This is a genomic window from Dactylosporangium sp. NPDC000555, assembly GCF_040300025.1.
Classification (GTDB): Bacteria; Actinomycetota; Actinomycetes; order Mycobacteriales; family Micromonosporaceae; genus Dactylosporangium.
This window is the reverse complement of record NZ_JBEPDB010000003.1, coordinates 208,714-229,770: the sequence shown is the minus strand read 5'-3', so window position 1 is coordinate 229,770 and position 21,057 is coordinate 208,714. Positions and strand designations below refer to the sequence as shown.

Annotated in this window: 15 protein-coding genes and 1 pseudogene; 9 read left to right on the top strand and 7 right to left on the bottom strand. The window is 72.4% G+C overall.

Going from position 1 to position 21,057, the window contains the following annotated elements:
* From ABT297_RS04550 to ABT297_RS04535, 4 genes are all read right to left on the bottom strand, one after another.
* The coding region (locus ABT297_RS04550; protein WP_350544620.1) for an acyclic terpene utilization AtuA family protein at positions 1 to 1,456 on the bottom strand (1,456 nt) is incomplete at its 3' end.
* Positions 1,453 to 2,262, bottom strand: coding sequence for a TIGR03084 family metal-binding protein (locus ABT297_RS04545; protein ID WP_350544617.1), 810 nt, complete (start codon positions 2,260 to 2,262; stop codon positions 1,453 to 1,455). The genes ABT297_RS04545 and ABT297_RS04550, both read right to left, overlap by 4 nt.
* A gap of 21 nt (positions 2,263 to 2,283) precedes the next feature.
* The gene (locus ABT297_RS04540) at positions 2,284 to 2,868 is read right to left on the bottom strand and encodes a TetR/AcrR family transcriptional regulator (protein ID WP_350544615.1); all 585 of its coding nucleotides are present in this window, start codon (positions 2,866 to 2,868) and stop codon (positions 2,284 to 2,286) included.
* 107 nt (positions 2,869 to 2,975) lie between these two features.
* Positions 2,976 to 3,653 carry a Crp/Fnr family transcriptional regulator gene (locus ABT297_RS04535; RefSeq protein WP_350544612.1) on the bottom strand — a complete coding sequence of 226 codons (678 nt, stop codon included), beginning with the start codon at positions 3,651 to 3,653 and terminating at the stop codon, positions 2,976 to 2,978.
* A gap of 618 nt (positions 3,654 to 4,271) precedes the next feature.
* Between ABT297_RS04535 and ABT297_RS04530 the strand changes: the two genes are divergently transcribed.
* The 5 genes from ABT297_RS04530 to ABT297_RS04510 all read left to right on the top strand — a co-directional run bounded on the left by ABT297_RS04530 (position 4,272) and on the right by ABT297_RS04510 (position 8,816).
* Positions 4,272 to 5,480, top strand: coding sequence for a CapA family protein (locus tag ABT297_RS04530; protein WP_502885492.1), 1,209 nt, complete (start codon positions 4,272 to 4,274; stop codon positions 5,478 to 5,480).
* A gap of 112 nt (positions 5,481 to 5,592) precedes the next feature.
* A complete protein-coding gene (gene nth / locus ABT297_RS04525) occupies positions 5,593 to 6,270 on the top strand; it encodes an endonuclease III (protein ID WP_350544680.1) in 678 nt (225 codons plus the stop codon).
* A gap of 272 nt (positions 6,271 to 6,542) precedes the next feature.
* Complete coding sequence (locus ABT297_RS04520; RefSeq protein ID WP_350544608.1) at positions 6,543 to 6,968, top strand: TlpA family protein disulfide reductase; 426 nt, start codon at positions 6,543 to 6,545, stop codon at positions 6,966 to 6,968.
* Positions 6,965 to 7,618 (top strand): NUDIX hydrolase, encoded by a 654-nt coding sequence (locus ABT297_RS04515; protein WP_350544605.1) that lies wholly within the window; start codon positions 6,965 to 6,967, stop codon positions 7,616 to 7,618. Before ABT297_RS04520 ends, ABT297_RS04515 begins: the two co-directional genes overlap by 4 nt.
* A 4-nt stretch (positions 7,619 to 7,622) precedes the next feature.
* Entirely contained in the window at positions 7,623 to 8,816 is a 1,194-nt protein-coding gene (locus ABT297_RS04510) for a MarP family serine protease (RefSeq protein WP_350544603.1), read from the top strand.
* Positions 8,817 to 8,911: 95 nt separating this feature from the next.
* Here the strand turns inward: ABT297_RS04510 and mycP are convergent, their stop codons facing one another.
* Positions 8,912 to 10,120, bottom strand: a complete 1,209-nt coding sequence (gene mycP, locus ABT297_RS04505; RefSeq protein WP_502885490.1) for a type VII secretion-associated serine protease mycosin — start codon at positions 10,118 to 10,120, stop codon at positions 8,912 to 8,914.
* A 231-nt stretch (positions 10,121 to 10,351) separates the two neighbouring features.
* On the bottom strand, positions 10,352 to 14,368 hold the full coding sequence (gene eccCa / locus ABT297_RS04500) for a type VII secretion protein EccCa (RefSeq protein ID WP_350544601.1): 4,017 nt from the start codon (positions 14,366 to 14,368) through the stop codon (positions 10,352 to 10,354).
* Positions 14,369 to 14,500: 132 nt separating this feature from the next.
* Here eccCa and eccD point away from each other — a divergent pair, with 132 nt between their 5' ends.
* Positions 14,501 to 15,838, top strand: a complete 1,338-nt coding sequence (eccD, locus tag ABT297_RS04495; RefSeq protein WP_350544599.1) for a type VII secretion integral membrane protein EccD — start codon at positions 14,501 to 14,503, stop codon at positions 15,836 to 15,838.
* Between the two features lie 189 nt (positions 15,839 to 16,027).
* On the opposite strand, the gene ABT297_RS04490 is transcribed toward eccD, so the two are convergent.
* Positions 16,028 to 16,567 (bottom strand): inorganic diphosphatase, encoded by a 540-nt coding sequence (locus ABT297_RS04490; RefSeq protein WP_350544597.1) that lies wholly within the window; start codon positions 16,565 to 16,567, stop codon positions 16,028 to 16,030.
* Between the two features lie 57 nt (positions 16,568 to 16,624).
* Between ABT297_RS04490 and dacB the strand changes: the two genes are divergently transcribed.
* The 3 genes and pseudogenes from dacB to tilS all read left to right on the top strand — a co-directional run bounded on the left by dacB (position 16,625) and on the right by tilS (position 20,876).
* On the top strand, positions 16,625 to 18,046 hold the full coding sequence (gene dacB, locus ABT297_RS04485) for a D-alanyl-D-alanine carboxypeptidase/D-alanyl-D-alanine endopeptidase (RefSeq protein WP_502885489.1): 1,422 nt from the start codon (positions 16,625 to 16,627) through the stop codon (positions 18,044 to 18,046).
* 88 nt (positions 18,047 to 18,134) lie between these two features.
* A pseudogene (locus tag ABT297_RS04480) lies at positions 18,135 to 19,175 on the top strand (zinc-dependent metalloprotease); the annotation flags it as partial.
* 726 nt (positions 19,176 to 19,901) lie between these two features.
* Positions 19,902 to 20,876 (top strand): tRNA lysidine(34) synthetase TilS, encoded by a 975-nt coding sequence (gene tilS, locus ABT297_RS04475; RefSeq protein WP_350544592.1) that lies wholly within the window; start codon positions 19,902 to 19,904, stop codon positions 20,874 to 20,876.
* Positions 20,877 to 21,057: the final 181 nt, after the last annotated feature.

Below are 21,057 nucleotides of genomic sequence, written 5' to 3'. Positions count from 1 at the left end.
GGCCGCCCGTGGGGCCGCCCGTGGGGCCGCCCGTGGGGCCGCCCGTGGGGCCGCCCGTGGGGCCGCCCGTGGGGCCGCCCGTGGGGCTGGCTTCGGAGCGTCCAGCCGCTGGCGCGTCCTGATTTTTGGGACATTTCACCGTATCCGGCGACTCGGGTGGAGCGATGCGACGCCGGGTCCCGTCCGGCAGCACGGCCACGTGGTCGACCGCGCCCTGCGGCACCGCATGACCGGTGAAGACGCCGAACGGGGTGGCGTCGCCCGGCGGCGCGGTCAGCGTCAGCCCCGGGTACGAGGCCAGCGCCAGCTCCACGGCGGCCTGCGAGAACGTCCGCCCGGCGCGCTTGGGGTCCTGGTCCTTCACGTGCACGGTGAGCAGGGCGCTCGCGGACGGCTCGTCGGCGGCGTCGGGGTGGTCGGTGCGGGCCAGCGCGAACTCCAGGCCCTCCGGGCCGAGCGCGTCCTCCAGCTGGGCGCGCACCAGGGCGGCCTTCTCCTCGATCCGCAGGCCGCACAGCACGAACGTCATGGTGTTGCGGAAGCCGGCCAGCGCGTTCACGCCGACCTTGACGGTCTCCGGGGGCGGGGCGCCGCAGACCCCGTCGATGCGGACGCGGTCGGGGCCGTCGGGGGTGAGGCGGATCGTGGCGAAGTCGGCGACGACGTCGGGGCCGGCGTAGGCGGGGGCGCCGATCTCGTACAGCAGTTGCGCCGTCACCGTCTCGACCGTGACCGCGCCGCCGGTGCCGGGGTGCTTGGTGATCACCGCGCTGCCGTCGGCGTGCAGCTCGGCGAGCGGGAAGCCGGGGCGGCGGGCGCCGTCGGGCAGCTCGGTGAAGAACGCGAAGTTGCCGCCGGTGGCCTGTGCCCCGCACTCGAGCACGTGGCCCGCGACCGTGGCGCCGGCCAGGGCGTCGAGGTCGTCGCGGGTCCAGCCGAAGCGGGCGATGCCGGGGCCGACGACCAGCGACGCGTCGGTGACCCGGCCGGTGACGACGACGTCCGCGCCGGCGGAGAGGCACTCGGCGATGCCGAACGCGCCGAGGTACGCGTTGGCGGTCAGCGGCCGCCCCAGGCCCAGCTCGGCGGCGCGGTCCGTGACGTCGTCGCCCTCGACGTGGGCGACCGCGACCCGCAGGCCGAGGCGGGTGGCGAGCGCCCGGATCGCCTCGGCCAGACCGGCCGGGTTGAGCCCGCCGGCGTTGCTCACGAGGCGGACGCCGCGCTCCTGCGCGGTACCCAGGACGGTCTCGAGCTGGCGCAGGAACGTCTTGGCGTAGCCGGTCGCCGGGTCCTTCATGCGGTCGCGGCCCAGGATGAGCATGGTCAGCTCGGCGAGGTAGTCGCCGGTCAGCACGTCCAGCTCGCCGCCGTCGAGCATCTCGCGCCAGGCGGTGAGGCGGTCGCCGTAGAAGCCGGAGGCGTTGCCGATCCGCAGCGCGGCGCCGGTGCTCATCGTGCCGCCGCCCGGGGCTCGCGGCCGGCGCCGGGCAGGCCGGCGAACGCCTGAGCCAGCGTCAGCCACTCGGCGGCGTCGTCGCCGGTCGCCTGCAGGGCCAGGTCGGCGGGGTGCCGGCGCCTCGTGACCAGCAGACAGAAGTCCAGAACCGGTCCGGTCACCCGGTTGGGCGCGTCCGGCGGACCGTACACCCAAAGCGCCCCGCCGACCGTGGACAGCTCGACCCGGAACGGCGACTCCGGGGCCGGCCGGCCGTGGCTTTCGAAGCCGTGGCCGACCGTGCGGTACCCGATGTGGGCCACGTGCCGGAGCCGCTCCGTGGGGCGCAGGTGCTCCCGCGCCAGCTCGTCGTCGGGGAACGTCTCGGCGATGTCCCGCCCGTGCGCCCAGGTCTCCATCATCCGGGCGGTCGCGCTGGACAGCGGCGACATCGCGGTACCGAACCAGGGGCGCCTTTCACCGGGCGGAACGCCCGTCAATGCCCGGGCGAGCGCCGCGCGGCCGGCACGCCAGCGGGGGAGCAGCACATCGGGCGGGACCACGCCGGCCGCGGCGGCCCGGTCGACGAACGTGGCGGGGTCCTCGAATGTCTCGTTGAGCCAGGCGATGTATCCGGCGGGGTCGGCGTTGGCGCGTGTGGCGAGCTCGTCGGTGCAGTGCAGGTGGGAGATCTGGTGCGCGACGGTCCAGCCTGGTGCGGGGGTCGGCCGGCTCCAGTCCTGCGGGCTCAGGCCGCTGACCAGCCGGTCGAGCGCCTCGGACTCCGCGTGCAGGTCTCGCAGTACCTCGTCCAGCAGCACCATCGCCATCTCCCGGTCGGTCCTCTAGATGAGACTTGCCAGCTGGTGCTTCCACGCCGCGAGGAGCTGGGTGCGGCGCGGGGTGTCGTCGGTGAGCAGGTTGGCGACGCCGAGCCCGCGCAGCAGGTCGAGCGTCACCTGGACGGCCTCGCGCACGCCCGGCCGCGACTCGTCGGCGCCGAGCAGCTCGACCGTCAGGCGGTGCATCTCGCGGCCGACCCGGGCCTCGATCGGCACGAGCGCGTCGCGCAGCTCGGCGTCGGTGCGCGCGGCGACCCAGACCTCGAGCGCGGCGACGAACAGCGGGCCGGTGAATGCCGACGCGAGCAGCTCGATCACGTGGTCGAGGCGCCGCTCGCGATCGCCGGTGAGCGCCGCGGCCTCGGTACGGATCTCCTCCGCCCGCCGCTCGGCGAGGTGCTGCACGGCGGCGAGCACCAGGGCGGTGCGCGTCGGGTAGTGGTGCAGCTGGGCGCCGCGGGAGACGCCGGCCCGCTCGGCGATGACCGTGGTGGTCGCGCCGGACCAGCCGAACTCGTAGAGGCACTCGACGGTGGCCTCCAACAGGCGCCGCTGGGTGACGCGGCTGCGCTCCTGCTGTGCGGTCATTGCTTCAGGGTGTACCGCGAAAAACAAACAGTCAAGACTGATTGTTTTCTGCCCGAAAACTAAGCCGCCCGGTTGGCGGGCGGCTCAGGGGTGTCTCCTGCTGTCAGTTACACGCGCGCGCGGCGGGCGAGGCGCTCCGGGTCCATGATGATCACGCTCTTGCCGTCGAGCCGCAGCCAGCCGCGCGAGGCGAAGTCGGCGAGGGCCTTGTTCACCGTCTCGCGCGAGGCGCCGACGAGCTGTGCCATCTCCTCCTGCGTGAGGTCGTGATTGACCCGCAGGACGCCGCCGTCGCGGGTGCCGAAGCGGCCGGCCATCTGCAGCAGCGTCTTGGCCACGCGGCCCGGCACGTCGGTGAAGATCAGGTCAGCCAGCGCGTCGTTCGTCCGGCGCAGGCGCCGGGCCAGCACGCGCAGCAGCTGCTCGGCGATCTCCGGCCGGTTGGTCAGCCAGGGCCGCAGCGCCTGCTTGCGTAGCCGGGCCAGCCGGGTGTCGAGCACCGCGGTGGCGGTGGCCGTGCGCGGGCCCGGGTCGAACAGCGACAGCTCGCCGACCATGTCGCTGGGGCCCATGACCGCGATCAGGTTCTGCCGCCCGTCGGCCGCGCGGCGACCCACCTTGATCTTTCCGGACAGCACGATGTACAGACTGTCGCCGGGCTCGCCCTCGCTGAACACGACCTCGCCCTTGCGGACGTCGATCGTCTCCATCTCCTTGGCGAGGGATTCGGCGGCCTCGGCCTCGACCCCTTGGAAAATGCCGCTGCGAGCCAGTACCTCGTCCATCGCGTCCACCTCAATCTTTCGGCGCGTCGTCCGCTTCGAAAGCGACCGCGCGAACGCCAGTTTAGGCATACGGGGTCGTGTTCCGGACGTTGGGCAGGAGGTCATGATACTCGTCGACCTGCGGCGCGGCTGTCGCACACAAGGGCGGTACCGGGCTCGCCGAGGTGCGATATCTTCGCGTCGGACACGACCCGCTCGCGCTCGATGTGGGCGCGGGGAGTCGCCGAGTGTGGAGTGAGGGGACCCATGACGGTGTACGGCGGACCGTCTCGCTGGCCGGACGAGCAGCCGGAACGGCGCGACGACCGGACCGGGTACGGTGCCTCTCCCGCGTCTCCACACGAACAACCGACCGGGCAGGCCGGGGGTTACGGCCCCGGTACGGGCCGTTTTGACGGCTTTGCGGCGGGCCGCACCGGCAATGTCTACGGCGGCAACGAGGGCACGGGGCCGATCCACCGCGGCGGCGACCAGGGCACCGGGCCGATCCACGGCGGCAACGAGGGCACCGGGCCGCTGTACGGGGGCGGCCGAGAGCCGATCCCCGGGCCGACCCGTCCGGAGGATCTGTACTCGGCCAAGGCGTATCAGCCCGAGGAGCGCGCCGGCCGCCGCAAGCTGCCGCTTCCCGGCGAGCCCCCGCCCACGCCCCCGCGCGGCGGCGGGCGGCGGACCGCGATCATCGTCGGTGCCGTGGCGGCGGTGGTCATCGGTGCCGGCACCGCGGGCGCGGCCACGTTCCTCGGCGGCGACGACAAGCCCCCCGCGGGCCCGAGCCCGACCCAGGAGCAGGCGGTCGGGGCCGGCAGCTCCGGGCCCGCCGGGTCGAAGGCCGCCGGCGCCGTCCCCGGCCCGGCCGACGGCATCACGCTGAGCGCGACCGGCGACATCGTCATGGGCATGGCCCCCGGCGGCCTGCCGCCGGACAACGGCAAGGGCTTCTTCGACCCGGTGAATCAGTACCTCGCCGCCGACTTCCAAATGGGCAACCTCGAGCAGGTGCTGACCGACGACACCGGCGTGGGCAAGTGCTCCGCCGAGAGTGCCGGCAAGACCTGCTTCGCGTTCCGCACCCCGCCCGCGTTCGTGCAAAACCTCAAGGACGCCGGCTTCGCGATGATGACCATGGCTAACAACCACGCGTACGACTTCGGCGAGGTGGGCTACAAGAACTCGCAGAAGGCGCTGGACGGCGCGGGGATCAAATACACCGGCTGGCCGGGCATGATCTCCGTCGGCGAGGCCAAGGGCGTGAAGATCGCCGTGATCGGGTTCGCCTCCTACAAGTGGTCGAACCTCTGCTCCGACCTCGACGCCGCCGAGAAGATCGTCAAGGAGGCCACGACCAAGGCCGACATCGTGGTCGTGCAGGTCCACCAGGGCGCCGAGGGCGCGGACAAGACCCACGTCAAGCCCGGCACGGAGATGTTTCTCGGCGAGAACCGCTGCGACCCGATCGCGTTCGGCCACCGGGTCGTGGACGCAGGCGCCGACCTGGTCGTCGGGCACGGCCCGCACGTGATGCGCGCGATGGAGTTCTACAAGGGCCGGCTGATCGCCTACAGCCTGGGCAACTTCGCGGGGTACAAGGCGCTGAGCTACAACGGCACGGTCGGCATCGGCGGGGTGCTCAAGGTCCAGTTGCTCGGCGACGGCACGTGGAAGAGCGGCTCGCTGACCGCCACCTACATGGTCGCGCCGGGTCTGCCCCGGCCCGACCCGAAGAAGCAGGCGATCCCGTTCGTGTCCAACCTCACGAAGCAGGACTTCCCGACCACCGGGGCGAAGATCGCCGAGGACGGGACCATCACGCCGCCGGCCGCCTAGCGTCCTGACGGTGGCACAACGCGCGGCTGCTCGATCGAGGCCTCGGTCGCGGGCGACGTATTGTCGTTGCGTGACCGAGACCGCGCTGGCGTTGAAGCGACGGGCGCGGCGTATGGGACGCGCGCTTGCGATCATCCACCCCGACGCGCACTGCGAACTGGACTACACCAACCCGCTCGAGCTCGCCGTCGCCACGATCCTCTCCGCGCAGTGCACGGACGTGCGGGTCAACGAGGTGACGCCGAAGCTGTTCGCGCGCTACCCGGACGCCGCCGCCTACGCCGCGGCCGACCACCTGGAGATGCAGGACCTCATCCGGCCGACCGGCTTCTTCCGCAACAAGACCGACTCGCTGATCCGGCTGGGCCAGGCCCTCGTCGAGCGGCACGACGGCGAGGTGCCCGGCACGCTCGCCGAGCTCGTGGCGCTGCCCGGGATCGGGCGCAAGACCGCGAACGTGATCCTCGGCAACGCCTTCGATGTGCCCGGGATCACCGTCGATACCCACTTCAGCCGGCTCGTCCAGCGCTGGCGCTGGACGAGCGAGACCGACGAGGTGAAGATCGAGTTCGCCGTGGCCGCCCTCTTCGCGCCGCGTGACTGGACCATGCTCTCGCACCGCGTGATCTTCCACGGCCGCCGCGTCTGTCACGCGCGCAAGCCCGCTTGCGGGGCGTGCACCTTGCGGCGGGACTGCCCGGCGTACGGCCTGGGCCCGACCGGCGTCGAGGAGGCGGTCAAGCTGCTCAAGGGTCCCCGCGCAGCCGAGCTCGCCGAGCTGGTCCGGTGAGGGGCCGGCTGCTCCTGGCCGGGGCGTTACTGCTCGGGCTCGCGGCCTGCACCGCCGACGTCAAGGCGCCTAAAGACGCGGGCGCCCCGACGGGTCCGCGATGCATCGAGCGCGCCTCGCCCGCGCCGTCCGACTCCTCAGCGTCGTCGGCGCCTTCCGAGTTTTCGGCTTCTTCGACGCCTCCCGGGTCTTCGGCCTCTTCGACGGCTTCCGGGTCTTCGGCTTCTTCGGCGGCTTCCGGGAGTGCCGAATCCGGGCCCGCGCTGCCGGCGATGGCGCTGCCGTGCTTCTTCGGCGGCCGGTACACCGACATCGCCGACCTGGGCGGCCAGCCCACGATCGTCAACCTCTGGGCCTCCTGGTGCGAGCCGTGCCGGGCCGAGCTGCCGGCGCTGGCCCAGTTCGCCGCGGACGGCGCCGGCCGCGTCCGGGTCGTGGGCGTGGTCACGAAGGACCGCCACGACAAGGCCAAGGCCGTGATCGACGACAAGAAGCTGACCTTCCCGATGCTGGAGGATCAGGGCCAGCAGCTGGCGATCGCGGTGAGCCCGCTGGTGTCGAAGGCGCTGATGTCGTCGCTGCCGGCGACGCTGTTCATCACGCCGGGCGGCCGGATCGCGTACGCCTACCAGGGCGAGGCGCTCACCGAGGCCCGGCTGAAGGAGCTGACGCAGCAGTACCTCGGGGTGTCGGTATGAGCGCTCTGCCGGATTGGTTCGAACCTCTCCTCACTCGGGTGCGCTCGGCCGAGGCCACCGACTTCACGCGGCTGCCCACCCCGGACGGCGAGGGGCGGCGACAGAGCGCGGTGTTGGTGCTGTTCGGCGAGGACCCCGCGACCGGGCCCGACGTGCTCCTCCTGCAACGCGCCGCGACCATGCGCAACCACGCCGGCCAGCCCGCCTTCCCCGGCGGGGCGGTCGACCCCGGCGACGCCGACACGATCGCCTGCGCGCTGCGCGAGGCAGAGGAAGAGGTCGGCCTGGACCCAAGCACGGTCGAGGTCGTCGCCACCCTGCCCACGATGTGGATCCCGGTGAGCAATTTCCTCGTCACACCGGTGCTCGCCTGGTGGCGCGAGCCGCACCCGGTCGGCCCCGCCGACCCGCACGAGGTGGCCCGCGTCGAGCGCCTGCCGATCCGCGAGCTGGTCGATCCGGCGCACCGCCTGCGGCTTCGCCACCCGAGCGGATGGATCGGCCCGGCGTTTCGGATACACGACATGCTGGTGTGGGGCTTCACCGCAGGCGTGCTGTCCACGCTGCTGGAACTCGGCGGATGGGCGGTGGACTGGCCGACCGGCCGGGTTGAGGAACTGCCGGCATCTGGTGCCACACCCGTACATTGAATGCGTGTCTGGCAGCGTGATCGATATCGTCCTCGTGCTCCTCATGGTGATGTTTGCCATCAACGGCTATCGCCAGGGGTTCCTTGTCGGTCTGCTGTCATTCGTCGGCTTCTTCGGCGGCGCGCTCCTGGGCCTGCAGCTCGGGCCGCTGCTCGCCGAGCGCTTCTTCACGTCTGACCCGGCCCGTGTGGTGATCTCGCTCACCGCCGTCTTCGGCCTGGCCGTGGCCGGTCAGGCGCTGGCCAGCTTCGTGGGCAACCGGCTGCGCAACGCGATCGTGAGCCGCAACGCGCAGACCGCGGACAACGCGGGCGGCGCCGTGGTCTCGTTGGTCGCGGTCCTGCTCGTCGTGTGGCTGGTCGCCGCACCGCTGAGCGCTTCGTCGTTGCCCTGGCTTGCCCGCGCGGTGAGCAACTCGATCATCCTGAACGTGGTCGACAAGGCCATGCCCGCGCAGGCCGACGCGCTGTCGCAGGCGCTGCGCAACACGGTCGACACGCGCGGTTTCCCGAACGTGTTCGACGGCTTGTCCCCGACGCGGGTCAAGGAGGTCTCCCCGCCTGACCCCGCGCTCGCCGGCTCCGAGCTCGTCAAGAACTCCAAGAAGTCGGTCGTCAAGATCCTGGGCCAGGCGCCGAGCTGTTCGCGGCGCATCGAGGGCTCCGGGTTCGTCTACGCACCGAACCGCGTGATGACCAACGCCCACGTGGTCGCCGGCACCAAGACCGTCAACGTCCTCGTCGACGGCTCCTCGCGCCAGCTGCCCGCGACCGTCGTCGCCTACGACCCGGAGCGCGACCTCGCGGTGCTGTACGTCAAGAACCTCAACGCCCCGAGCATGCGGTTCGCCGCGACGAAGTCCGAGTCCAACGCCGACGCGATCGTGCTCGGTTATCCGCTCGACGGCCCGTACGACGCACAGTCGGCCCGCATCCGCGACCACCGCAACATCACCGGTCCGAACATCTACGAGAACGGCAAGGTCACCCGGGAGATCTACACCATCCGCGCGCTGGTCCGCTCCGGAAACTCGGGCGGCCCGCTGCTCTCCCCGGACGGCACGGTCCTGGGCGTCATCTTCGCCGCGGCTGCCGACGACCCGCAGACGGGCTTCGCGGTGACGGCGGACGAGGCGTCGGTCGTCGCGGAGGCGGGCAAGGCGCACACGGACGCGACGAGCACCGGCAAGTGCGCATAGCGGTTCCATACCGTCCCGTTCACAGCGTCTTTAGAGCGTGGCTGGCGCTGGCCCGTTGACTCTTACAGTGTCGGTGCCCGCTGACCTGTTGGCTCTTATGGTGTCGGTGCCCGCGCGCCCTGGCGGCGACGGTGCAGTAATACGCCGGTCGCGCCGCCGACCGTGATCATGAGCATGACAACCAGCCTGGCGACCGCGCCGGTCCCGTTCCGTCCGTCGTTCTCCGCCAGCAAGGTGGACGGCATCGGCATCGGCATCGGCGCCGCCGCCCCGCCCGGGTGCATCGGCGAAGACACGTCGGCCTGCGCGCTCCCGCTCACCGCCGGCTGCGGCAGCGCCTGGGTCAGCGGGTTCGTTGCCACCTCGCGCACGCTGTTGCGCAGCGCCGCGACGGGGTCCACCTCGCCGTACCCGAACCGGTCGTCCCGCCCCACGGGCCCCAGATCCTTCGCGGTCTCGATCAGCCGGTTGATCACGTTGGCCACGTTCATCCGCGGGTACCGCGCCCGCACCAGCGAGGCCACCCCCGCCACCAGCGGTGCGGCGAAGCTGGTGCCATGCACCTGCCAGTAACCGCCGCCGGGCCTCGCTCCGGTGAGGTTCACGGCCGGCGCCGTCAGCACCGTCTCGGGCCCGGTGAGCGATCCCGACCACAGCGTCCGCCCGCCGTTGCCGGCCGGGTTCGCCCCGCCGGTCCGCGCCGTCTCCAGCCCGGCGACGGCTACGACCCCGGGCTCCCGCGCCGGGTACCACACCTGGCGAATCGACGGATCGGTGGCGATGTTGCCGGTGCACGCGACGACGACGACGTCGTGCGCCGCCGCGTACCGCAGCGCAGCCGCGATCGCCTCATCGCGCAGCGCGCCGCCGAGTGACAGGTTGATCACGGTCGCCCCGTGGTCCACGGCCCACCGCACGGCCTGCGCCACGACATCCGGATCGTCGTACTTGTTCTCCTTGTTCAGGACCCGGATCGGCAGGATCTTGGCCCCCGGCGCGATCCCCTCGACCCCGGAGCTGTTCTTGCTGTTCCCCGCGATCAGCGCCGCCACGGTCGTCCCGTGCCCGACGGGATCGACCTTCCCGGCGTTGTTCGCCTCCGGGTCCACGAGATCGATCCCGGGCAGCACCTGCCCCGCAAGATCCGGATGCCCCGCGTCGACTCCGCTGTCGATGACCGCGACGATCACACCCTTGCCGACGGAAACCTTCCAGGCCTCGCGTACATCGAGCGCCGCCAACTGCCACTGCCGACCCCGGACCTGATCGGCCGCCGCGACACCGGGCGCCGCCTCAACCGCCACCGCACAGCCGAGCGCCGCCGACAGCCCTATGGCAAGGACACGGCCGGCGGCGCGGACTATGGCGGTAAGCGCGATGGACCCATTTTGGACGGCGATGCCCAGATCTGTCAGCCCGGTACGCTCACTCGCCGAAAGGCGGCAACAAGCAACCCACCGCCGCCCTCGCCGGTGGTAGGTCTCAGCGCCCGTGTGGGTCTCTGCCTGCGGGGAGGCTGGCCGATTGGGGCCTTGCTACGCCGCGGGGAGGTCGGCGACCTGGATCAGGATGCCGTTCTCCCTTCTCGTCACGAGGCGGCCGCGGCCCGGCGGGAGCGGCCCGAACTTGACGTCGCCCAGCACCACGCCGTCTTCGCGGTCGCCGGACATGATGAGGCCGGGCGACGCCAGCTCCTTGAGGCGCTGGATGACCGGCTCGTATAGGGCGCGGCCCGCACCGCCGCTGCGGCGGGTCAGGATCAGGTGCAGGCCGATGTCGCGGGCCTGGGCCAGGTAGGGCAGCAGAGGCGACAGCGGATTGCCGGCGCCGGTCGGGATCAGGTCGTAGTCGTCGACGAGGACGAAGCACTGCGGCCCGGTCCACCAGCCGCGGCTTCGCAGCTGCTCCTCGGTCACGTCGGGGCCCGGCAACCGCCGCTCCATGTAGTCGGCGACCGAGGTGATCAGGTCCTCGGTCTGCTGCGTGCCAGTGCCGTAGCCGATCAGGTGCTTTGTGCGCACCGCGCCGAGCAGGCTCCGGCGGTGATCGATCAGCACGATCCGCGCCTCCTCCGGCGTGAAACGCGTGCTGATCATGGTCGCGATCACCCGCAGCAGGGTCGACTTGCCCGACTCGGCCTCGCCGAACACCATGAAGTGCGGCTCGCTCGCGAAGTCGACCCGCACCGGACGCAGGTCGGACTCCGCGACGCCGATGGGCAGCGCGAAGCGGTTCGCCGGGTCCGCGTCGTCGGCGACGGCCGAGTACGGCACGACGGCGGGCAGCAGGCGCACCGGCTGCGCCGGCGCCCCGCTCCAGGACGACGCGATCGCCTGCACCAGCTCGCCCGGCTCGCCGTTGGTGAGCTGCGGCTGGACCACCAGCAGGTGCAGACCCTCCGTCGTGATGCCCCGCCCAGGCGCGTCGGCCGGTACGCCGGCGGCCGCCTTACGCGTGGCCAGTGACTCGGTCGCGTCGCCGAGCCGCAGCTCGATCCGCGCCCCGAACAGGTCGCGGAAGTTGGCGCGAAGGTCCATCCAACGGGACGCGGAGACGACCATGTGGATGCCGTACGACAGGCCGCGGGCCGCGATGTCGAACAGGACGGCCTCGAGCTCCTCGTAGTCCTTGCGCACGCTCTGCCAGCCGTCGACGACCAGGAACACGTCGCCCCAGCCGTCGTCGGGGCTGCCGGCACCACCGGCCGCCCGGCGCCGCCGGTAGGCGGCCATACTGTCGATCCCGCCCGCGGCGAAGTGCTGCTCGCGAGCGGCGAGCAGTGATGCGACCTCGCCGACGGTACGCCGGACGAGGGCGGCGTCGAGCCGGCCCGCGACCCCGCCGACGTGCGGCATCCCGCGCAGCCCGGCCAGCTGACCACCGCCGAAGTCCAGGCAGTACACCTGGACCTCCACCGGCGTGTGCGTCAGCGCCAAGGCGGTGATCAGTGTGCGCAGTGCCACGGACTTGCCGCTGCGCGGGCCGCCGACGACCGCCACGTGCCCCTGCGCGCCGTCGAGCCGGAACCACAGCGCGTCTCGGCGCTGTTCCAGCGGATTGTCGATGAGCGCGACCGGCACGTGGAGCGCGCCGTGCAGCTGAGGGCCGGTGACGGTCAGCCCCCGGTCCTGGTCGACCGTCATCGGCCCGAGCAGGTCGTCGAGCGGGGCCGAGCTCGCCAGCGGCGGTAGCCACACCTGGTGCGCCGGAACGCCTCGACCGGCGAGCCGTTCGACGACGATGTCCAGCAGGCTCTCACCCTCGGGCGCCTCCGCCGGCTCGGCCTCGGGCCTGGGTGCTGGCGGGACCGGCACGTGCCGCGTACCGTACCGCATCACTCGCGGCCGCCCGCCAACGCCGGACACGGCCGCGGCCCGCCCGGTGCGCCGCCAGAGCCCGCCGACGTAGGCACCCTTGAACCTGGTCAGCGGCTCGGTGCCGGACTTCAGGATGCCGTGGCCGCCGGGCTTCTTCGGCAGTTCGTACGCGTCGGGCACGCCCAGCACCGTCCGCGACTCGAGCGAGGTGAACGTGCGCAGGCCGATGCGGTACGACAGGTGTGTGTCCAGGCCGCGCAGCCGGCCCTCCTCCAGCCGCTGCGAGGCGAGCAGCAGGTGCATCCCCAGCGACCGGCCGACCCGCCCGATCTGCACGAACAGGTCGATGAAGTCGGGCTTGGCCTCCAGCAGCTCGCTGAACTCGTCGCAGACGATCAGCAGACTGGGCAGCGGCGCCAGCGGCGCGCCACCGGCCCGGGCGCGCTCGTAGTCGCGGACCGAGTCGTAGTCGCCGGAGCGGCGCAACACCTCCTGGCGGCGGATCACCTCGCCGGTGATCGCGTCGGTCATCCGGTCGACCAAGAGTAGTTCCGAGCGCAGGTTGGAGATGAAGGCGGCCACGTGCGGCAGCCGGTCCATCCGGGCGAACGTCGCGCCGCCCTTGTAGTCGATGAGCACGAAGTTGAGCGTCTCGGACGAGTGTGTGGCGGCCAGGCCGAGCACCAGTGTGCGCAGCAGCTCGGACTTGCCGGAGCCGGTCGCGCCGATGAGCAGGCCGTGCGGCCCCATTCCGTCCTCGGCGGACTCCTTCAGGTCGAGGTCGACCGGCTGGCCCTGCTGCCCGACGCCGATCGCGATCCGCAGCCGGTCGCGGTGCGGGCGGGGCACCCAGGTTTTGCCGATGTCGAGCGTCTCCGGGTCGCCGATACCGAGCAGCGTGGGAAAGTCCAGGTCGGCGCCGGGCTCGCGGGCGTCTCCCGCCTGTTGCTCGCTGCCGGCGGCGACCGCCAGCCGCAGCGGGGCCAGGCGCCGGGCGACGGCCTCGGCCTCGGCCGGGTCGAGCGCGTCGGCGATCCCGATCGGCGGCTGCGGCTCGGCGAGGTCGCTGTCGGCCGAGATGGTGGTGAGTTGGCCGCTCGACGCGTCGAGCACGATCGCGGAGCGGTCGAGCAGCCGCGGCGGTTCCCGGTCGAGGTCGATCAGGGTCACGCCGTCGACGCCGCCGTCGGTGCCCAGGTGGACGCTGCCGGACAGGTCGCCGCCGTCGAGGACCACGACCAGGTGTGGCGCCGACGAGTTGCCCCGGCCCTGGCCGGCGTCGAACCGGCTGCGGCTGCGCAGCAGGTCGTCGAGGCGTCCCTCAAGCTCCTTCGCGGTGTCGGCGAACAGCCGGACGGGCCCGATGGCGTCGGTTTGAGTGGGGTGAAGGGCGTGCGGCAGCCACTTCGTCCACTCCCACCACTCCCGCCGCTCGGGCGCCACGCACACCGCGATCAGCAGGTCATCGGGGGCGTGGAACACGGCCAGCTGGGCGAGCACGGCCCGGGCCAACGCCCGGGCCGGGTCGTGCACGCCGGTCAGGCCGGCGCTCGGCCCCCCGCGCGAGCCGTGCCCGTGGCCCGCCCGCAGGTGAATCCGCGCGAAGCTACGCATCGAGATCGCCACGGGAAGGTCGGGCACCACCGAGTACGCGTCGAGGAACCGGCGCAGCGCTGCCGCGGCCATCGGCTCAAGATCCTCCAGCGGCCGGGTCGTCGGCGGTATGAGCGGGGTGGCGAGCGTCTGCGGGCCGACCGCGACCCGCACGATGGCGAAGTCGCCGTCGGCCGGCCGCCGCTCCCATAGCCGGAAGCTGTCCACCGCGGACCACAGCGAGTGCGGGTCCGGATGACGGTAGTGCAGGCCGGTGCGCTGCTTGGCGGCCGTGTCGCGCACGTGGCGGCGCAACGTCGCCAGGTGCCGCAGATACTCGCGGCGGGCCGTCGTCATCTCCGCTTTCTTCGGCGCGTCGCCGCCGGCGGAGCTGAACAGCATGCCCAGCGTGGAGAAGCCGAAGATCGCACCGATGACATAGGAATACGTGCCGCCGTCGCGCCCCGCGAACAGCAGTGCGGTCGCGATGGTGCCGGTCAGCATCGGTACCACCTGGATCATCTGCTGCCAGCGCGATGCGGGCGCCCGCGGGACCTCCGGGGGTGCCTCCACGATCAGCTCCCCGCTCGGGATCTCCGGAGCGGGGCGTCGAGGTGATCTTTTGACGACTACCGATGTCACGCCGTGGACTTTAGGGCGCGGGTGCGACGGTTTGTGGACCCGGTCGATTTTCCGTGAACAGTTCGTCACCGAGTGAAGTCGTCGGCCGTTGGGGGACAACGCGACGCGGGACAGCGTGGTACGTCTATCTCCATGTCCACCGCCTCGGCCGGTCTGGCCCGCATCACGATCAACGCACCCCAGCGGCGCGTCGATGTCGCGGTGCCAGATGCGGTACCGCTGGCTGAACTCCTGCCCGAGCTCCTGCAGCACGCGGGGACGGGACTCGCCGACGACGGCGAGCGGCACGGCGGCTGGCTGCTGCGCCGCGCCGACGGCACAACGCTCTCGGCTGCCGCCGGGCTGGCCGGGCAGGGCGTCCACGACGGCGCGGTCCTGCACCTGGTGCCGGCCCGGACGGGTTGGCCCGAGCTCGAGTACGACGATGTGGTCGAGGCGATCGCCGCGGGCGCCCGGCGACACGGCATGCCGTGGAGTCCGGCCGCGACCCGGGCGACCTCACTGGCGGTCGCCGGCGCGGGCCTCGCGGTCGCACTGGTGTCGATGGTCCGGGCCGGCCTGCCGCTAGCCGCTGCGGCCGTCGCCGTCGGGCTCGTCCTCATCGGGATCACGGCCTCGCGGGCGTATGGTGACGCGCTGGTCGGCGCAGGGCTGGCCGCCTTCGCGCTGCCGTTCGCGGCGGCCGGTGGGTGGCTGGCCGCGCCCGAGCCGGCGACACCGGCGGGGCGCGTGATGCTCGGCGCCGTCGCGCTCCTGCTGGCCGCGCTGCTCGCCGCAGTCGGCGTCGCGCACCTGCTACGCGTCTTCGTGGCCGGGGTGACCGCCGGGCTGCTCGGCGCGCTGGGCGGGCTGCTCGCCACCGTCACCCGTCCGGCCGCCGCGGCCGCGGTCATGCTCGCCGTTCTGGTCGCGGGCGTCGCCGGCATGCCACTGCTGGCGATCCGGCTCGGGAGGCTGCCCATGCCCATCGTGACGCTGCCCGGCGATCTCGCGTCGAGCGGGCGTGGGCTCACCTCTGCGGCGGACCGGTCGCGGATCTTCGCGGCCGTGGCGCGCACCGACGAGATGCTTACCGGGATGCTGCTCGGCCTGGCGATCATCGGCGTTGCCGCGTCGCTGGTGCTGGCCCTGTCCGGCGACATCTCCGGCACGGTGCTGGTCGCGGTCGCCGGCGCGGCGTTGCTGCTGCGGGCGCGGACGTTCCTGACGATTCGGCAGCGTCTGCCGCTCATCGTCGCGGGTGTGGCGGGTTTCGTCCTGATCGCGCTGTTCGTCCGGGTCGACGTTCGTGTTGTTGCCGCATCCGTACCGCTGGTCGCGCTGATCGTGGCCGTCGCTGGCGCCCGGGCGGCGGTGGGGCCGGCGTCGCCGTACGTGGGGCGGGGCGCCGATCTGCTCGACACGCTATGCGTGGTGGCGGTCGTGCCGCTGGCCTGCGCGGTGCTGGGACTCTACGGGTTGTTCGCGTAGCCCGGCGCGAGGCCCTGGTCACCCGCGGCGCGTCGGCGCGAGGTCGAAACCCGCGCCGCGCCGGGAAATGGCCGGGAGCCGTGCACTGCCGCGAGGGGCGGGAAAGCCGGCGCCGGGCCGGGAAGTGGCCGGAAAACGGCCGAGCGCCCGGCCAAGGCAGGGCCGGGCGCTCGTGACGCTACTGAACGGCTACTCGACCGGACGGGCGGTCGGGGCGACGCCCGGGTCGTGGTACGTGCCGGCCTCGATCGCCTCCCGGTAGCGGCGGCGCGACTCGGCGATCTCCGCCTCCGCCTCTACCCGGCCCACCCACGTCGCGCCCTCGACGCTCTTGCCGGGCTCCAGGTCCTTGTAGACCTCGAAGAAGTGTTGGATCTCAAGGCGGTCGAACTCGCCCAGGTGGTGGATGTCCCGCAGGTGCTCCAGGCGGGGGTCATCGGCCGGGACGCACAGGACCTTGTCGTCGCCGCCCTTCTCGTCCGTCATGCGGAACATACCGATCGCGCGGGAGCGGATCAGGCAGCCGGGGAACGTCGGGGACTGCACGAGCACGAGCGCGTCGAGCGGATCCTCGTCCTGGCCGAGCGTGCCTTCGATGTAGCCGTAGTCGGCTGGGTATTGCGTGGAGGTGAACAGCGTCCGGTCGAGCCGAATCCTGCCCGTGGCGTGGTCAACCTCGTACTTGTTGCGCTGACCCTTGGGGATTTCGACCGTGACGTCGAAGTCCATGTGACGACTCCTCACCCTCGCACCGCTGCGCCGACCATTAGTCTCGCGTACAGCACCATGCGGCGAAACGGGGAGGGTCCGGTGTCGAGGGAAACACCACAGCGCGGGGGGTGGGCTGGTCTGATCGGCGCCGTCGTGGCGCTGGTCGTTGCGCTCGCCATGGCCGCGACTTCCGTGTTCGCGGGCCCGGAGATCGTGGACGCGCTCATGGGCGGGCCGAAGGCGCACTGGCGCGCGGGCACGGCTCCACCGGCGCCGCCGCCGGTGCTCGCGGTGATGGACACCCAGACGCCGATGCCGACCGAGTCGGGAGTGTCCGCGTCGCTGGCCCCGCTGCTGTCCGCGCGGGGGCTCGGGCCGCACATCACGGCGTCGGTGGTCGACGTGTCCACCGGACAGTCGATCTTCTCGTCGGAGCAGGACGCCGCCATGACCCCGGCGTCGACCACCAAGGTGGTGACGGCTGCGGCGGTGCTGGCGGTGCGTGGCCCGGCGTACCGAATCCAGACCAGAGTCGTCGCGGGAGCGCAGCCCGGCGAGGTCGTGATCGTCGCCGGTGGCGACCCGACGCTGGGGGTCTTCCCGACGTCGTACTATCCCGGCGCGGCCCGCATCGACGACCTCGCGGCGAAGGTCAAAAAGGCGCTCGGCGACACGGCACCGACGAAGGTGACCTACGACGTCTCCGTGTTCAGCGGCAACGGGATCGCGCCGGGCTGGGACTCCGACGCGACCACGGGTGGTTCCGGGGCCGTCATCACGCCGCTGATGACCGAGGGCGGGCGGACGAAGCCGGCGAAGTACTCCGACCGGTACGCCCAGCCGGACCTGCAGGCCGCTCAGGCGTTCGCCAAGGCGCTCGGGGTGCCCACGAACGCGGTCGCCGCCGGCACCGCTCCTCAGGGCGCGCGGGAGCTGGGCGAGGTCGAGTCGGCGCCGCTGGCCCGGATGGTTGAGTTCATGCTGCAGGAGAGCGACAACGTGCTCGCGGACGCGCTCGCACGGCAGGTGGCCATGGCCAAGAATCAGCCGGCCTCGTTCGAAGGGGCCGCCACCGCCATGAAGGGCGTGCTGCAGGAGCTCGGGCTGCCGGTCACGGGGTACGGCCTGGTCGACGGCAGCGGCTTCTCCCGCAACAACCGGCTGTCGCCCGCCCTGCTGACGGGCATCCTGGCGATGGCCGCGCGGGCCGACCGGGGCGACCTGCATGCGATCTTCAGCGGACTGCCGGTCGCGGCCTACTCGGGCACGCTCTCCACGCGGTACCTCAAGTCGCAGGAGGGCGGATCCGCCGCCGGGCTGGTGCGGGCGAAGACAGGCACGCTCACCGGCGTCAATTCGCTCACCGGAATCGTCGTGGACGTCGATGGGCGGACGCTGGCGTTCGCGTTCATGGCCGACCAGACCACCGATGGGAACCTAGCCGTGATCGCGCTGGACCGCGTTGCCGCAGCTCTCGCCGCATGTGGTTGCCGTTGAGCACGGACGTTCTCACGCAGTGTCGATCAGGGTGTACTCAGGGTTTCCACCCCCCGCGCTGCTGGCCCAGCGCGGGTACGGTTGGTTCATGGCGCAGTTCGTCGATTGGGATCTGGCCGCAGCAACCGCAGCGGCGTTGGGCAAGAGCGGCCCCGCCGTCTCCTACGAGGAGGCCGCCACCGCGGTCACCGACCTGCGTGAGCTTGCCGATGAGGCGGCCGGGCACGTCACGGAATTCACCGGCCTGAAGGCCATGATCCAGGGGCCCCCGGTGCGTGTCGTCGACCGCCGCGACTGGGCCACCACCAACATCGAGGGACTCCGGCAGGTGATCCAGCCGCTGGCCGAGCGGCTCGCCGGCGGCAAGGCGCCGGGCGCGATCGTCGGGGCCATCGGCTCGCGGCTCACCGGCGTACAAGCCGGGACCGTGCTGGCGTACCTGTCGGGGAAGGTCCTCGGTCAGTACGAGGTCTTTTCCACCGATCCGGGGCAGCTACTGCTCGTCGCGCCCAACATCGTCGAGGCCGAGCGCAAGCTCGCCGCCGATTCCCGTGACTTTCGCCTGTGGGTCTGCCTGCACGAGGTGACCCATCGGGTGCAGTTCACCGCCGTGCCCTGGATGCGGGGCTATTTCCTGGGTGAGGTCGGCGCGTTCGTCGACGCCTCCCAGCTCAATCAGGACCAGCTCGCCGAGCGTATTCGCCGCGGCATCGGCGCCCTCGCCGACGTGGTGCGCGACCCCGACAGCCGGGTCTCGGTGCTCGACCTGGTCCAGACGCCGGGGCAGAAGGCCGTGCTCGATCGGCTGACCGCGCTGATGACAGTGCTGGAGGGCCACGCCGAGTTCGTCATGGACGGCGTCGGCCCGGAGGTGATACCCAGCGTCGAGGAGATTCGCGCCAAGTTCAACCGGCGCCGCGAGGCCGGCAACCCGCTCGACCGGGTCCTGCGCAAGATTCTCGGCGTCGACGTCAAGCTGCGCCAGTATGCCGAGGGCCGCAAGTTCGTCCACGCCGTCGTCGAGCGGGTCGGCATGGACGGGTTCAACAGGATCTGGCAGTCGCCGCTGACCATTCCGCGGCTCGACGAGCTCACCGACCCCGACGCGTGGGTGGTGCGGGTGCTCGGCGCAAGCGCGCTGCACCGCTCGGTCAACGTGCCGGCGGCCCCGGTCACCGCCCAGGCCGCGGTGACGGAGGCACCCCCGGCCCCGGTGCCGACGGTGCCCGAGCCGGTCGACAGTTCCCCCGCTGAGGCGGGCGTCGCGGAGTCGACCGAGGTGGCCGGCCTGACCCCCGAGGAGACCGCGATGGTTGCGGCCCGGGATCCGGCACCGACCGCGACCGAGGAGCCCGAGGGCGACCCGGCCGAGGCTGCGGCTGGGTCGGCCGAGGGGGTGGCCGAGATTGTGCACAAGGCCGGTTCCGATGAGCCCGAGGCAGTGCACGACGCGGCGGTCGAGGCGCCCGAGCCGATCGGTGCCTTCGAACCCGCCGAGGCGGAGAGCGGTAAGGCTGGCGATGAGGCGGACGCCGGCAAGTCCGGCAGCGATGAGGCCGGTGACGCAGGGCCCGCCAAGCCGTTCAGCAGCGGCTGATCGGTGGCCGCGCTCGCACCGCCCGTCGCCGCCGTTCGCAATGCGGTGCGTCGAAGTCTCGGTGGGGACGGACCCGGACTCGCGACCGGGGCGTCTCGGGCCTCAGCGGGCGCAGCGGGTGCCGGGGCCTCGGAGCGCGCCGAGGCTTCGGCCGGGGCAAAGGTCCCGATCGGAGCAGGAGCCCCAGCGGATGATGGGGCTCTACCGGGCTCACGGGCCTCTGCGGGCGTCGGGGGTCCGGCGGGGTCGGAAGCCTCGGTGGAGTGTGGAGCCTCGGCAAGGTCGGGGGTTTCGGCCGGGGACACGGTGCTCGTCGCGTGTTCCGGCGGGGCGGACTCGCTCGCGCTGGCCGTTGCGACGCGTTTTGTCACGCGGCGCATGGGGGTGCGTTGCGGGCTGGTGACCGTGGACCATGGGCTGCAGGCCGGCTCGGACGAGCGGGCGGCGCGGCTGGCGGACTGGGCGCTTCAGCGCGGGTTCGCACCGGTCGATGTATGTGTGGTGCGCGTGGACGGGGCGGGCGGGCCGGAGGCGGCGGCGCGGGAGGCGCGGTATGCGGCGCTCGAGGCGGCTGCCCGTGAGCATCGGGCCGCGATGGTGCTGCTCGGCCACACCCGCGACGACCAGGCCGAGACGGTGCTGCTCGCGCTCGCGCGCGGGTCGGGACCGCGGGGGCTGGCCGGGATGCCGGAGCGGCGGGAGCGGCACGGTGTGCTGTTCGTGCGGCCGCTGCTCGACGTGAGCCGGGCCGAGACTCGGGCCGCGTGCGCGGTGGACGGGCTGGCAGTGTGGGAGGACCCGCACAATGTGGACGCCGCGTATGCCCGGTCACGCATCCGCCCGCTCGTCGAGGCGCTCGGCACCGGGGTCGTGGACAACCTGGCGCGGACCGCCGGCCTCGTGGGGGCGGACTCGAACTACCTGGACGAGTTGGCCGCCGACGCGCTGGAGAAGGCGCTCCACGGCGGCGGCATCGCGGCCGACGAGGGTCCGGCCGGGGCCGGTGCGCCGCGACTGTCGGCCGACGCGCTGGTCCGGTTGCCCGGGCCGATCCGGACCCGGGTGCTGCACGCCTGGGCGCTGCGGCTCGGGGCGCCGGGTAGCTCGCTGTCGCACCGCCACATCGCGGCGCTGGATGCGCTGGTCGTGAACTGGCGCGGGCAGGGGGCGGTCGCGCTGCCAGGCAGCCTTGCGGTCGTCCGGGTCGATGGTGTGCTGCGAGCCGAACGCTGACCGTCGGTCACTGAGCCGTCAAGCCGGCGGAGGCCGCGCGGAGGAGGCCAGGCGCGGTCGACGGGCGGCTGGCCACGCAGGCCCGCCCTGAACCGGTCCCGCTGGTCCTGGCAAGCCGGGCCGGACATAAGGCGACCTTGTGTACTTCTGTCGGGGTGTGTCGCGGTTCCGGGCGGCGCGT

Bases quoted from the DNA above. Each gene is read 5' to 3' on its own strand.
- ABT297_RS04535 (WP_350544612.1), bottom strand. From the start codon at position 3,653: ATGGACGAGGTACTGGCTCGCAGCGGCATTTTCCAAGGGGTCGAGGCC.
- dacB (WP_502885489.1), top strand. From the start codon at position 16,625: ATGCGGCGAAACGGGGAGGGTCCGGTGTCGAGGGAAACACCACAGCGC.
- ABT297_RS04515 (WP_350544605.1), top strand. From the start codon at position 6,965: ATGAGCGCTCTGCCGGATTGGTTCGAACCTCTCCTCACTCGGGTGCGC.
- eccD (WP_350544599.1), top strand. From the start codon at position 14,501: ATGTCCACCGCCTCGGCCGGTCTGGCCCGCATCACGATCAACGCACCC.
- ABT297_RS04520 (WP_350544608.1), top strand. From the start codon at position 6,543: ATGGCGCTGCCGTGCTTCTTCGGCGGCCGGTACACCGACATCGCCGAC.
- ABT297_RS04490 (WP_350544597.1), bottom strand. From the start codon at position 16,567: ATGGACTTCGACGTCACGGTCGAAATCCCCAAGGGTCAGCGCAACAAG.
- ABT297_RS04545 (WP_350544617.1), bottom strand. From the start codon at position 2,262: ATGGTGCTGCTGGACGAGGTACTGCGAGACCTGCACGCGGAGTCCGAG.
- ABT297_RS04540 (WP_350544615.1), bottom strand. From the start codon at position 2,868: ATGACCGCACAGCAGGAGCGCAGCCGCGTCACCCAGCGGCGCCTGTTG.
- nth (WP_350544680.1), top strand. From the start codon at position 5,593: ATGGGACGCGCGCTTGCGATCATCCACCCCGACGCGCACTGCGAACTG.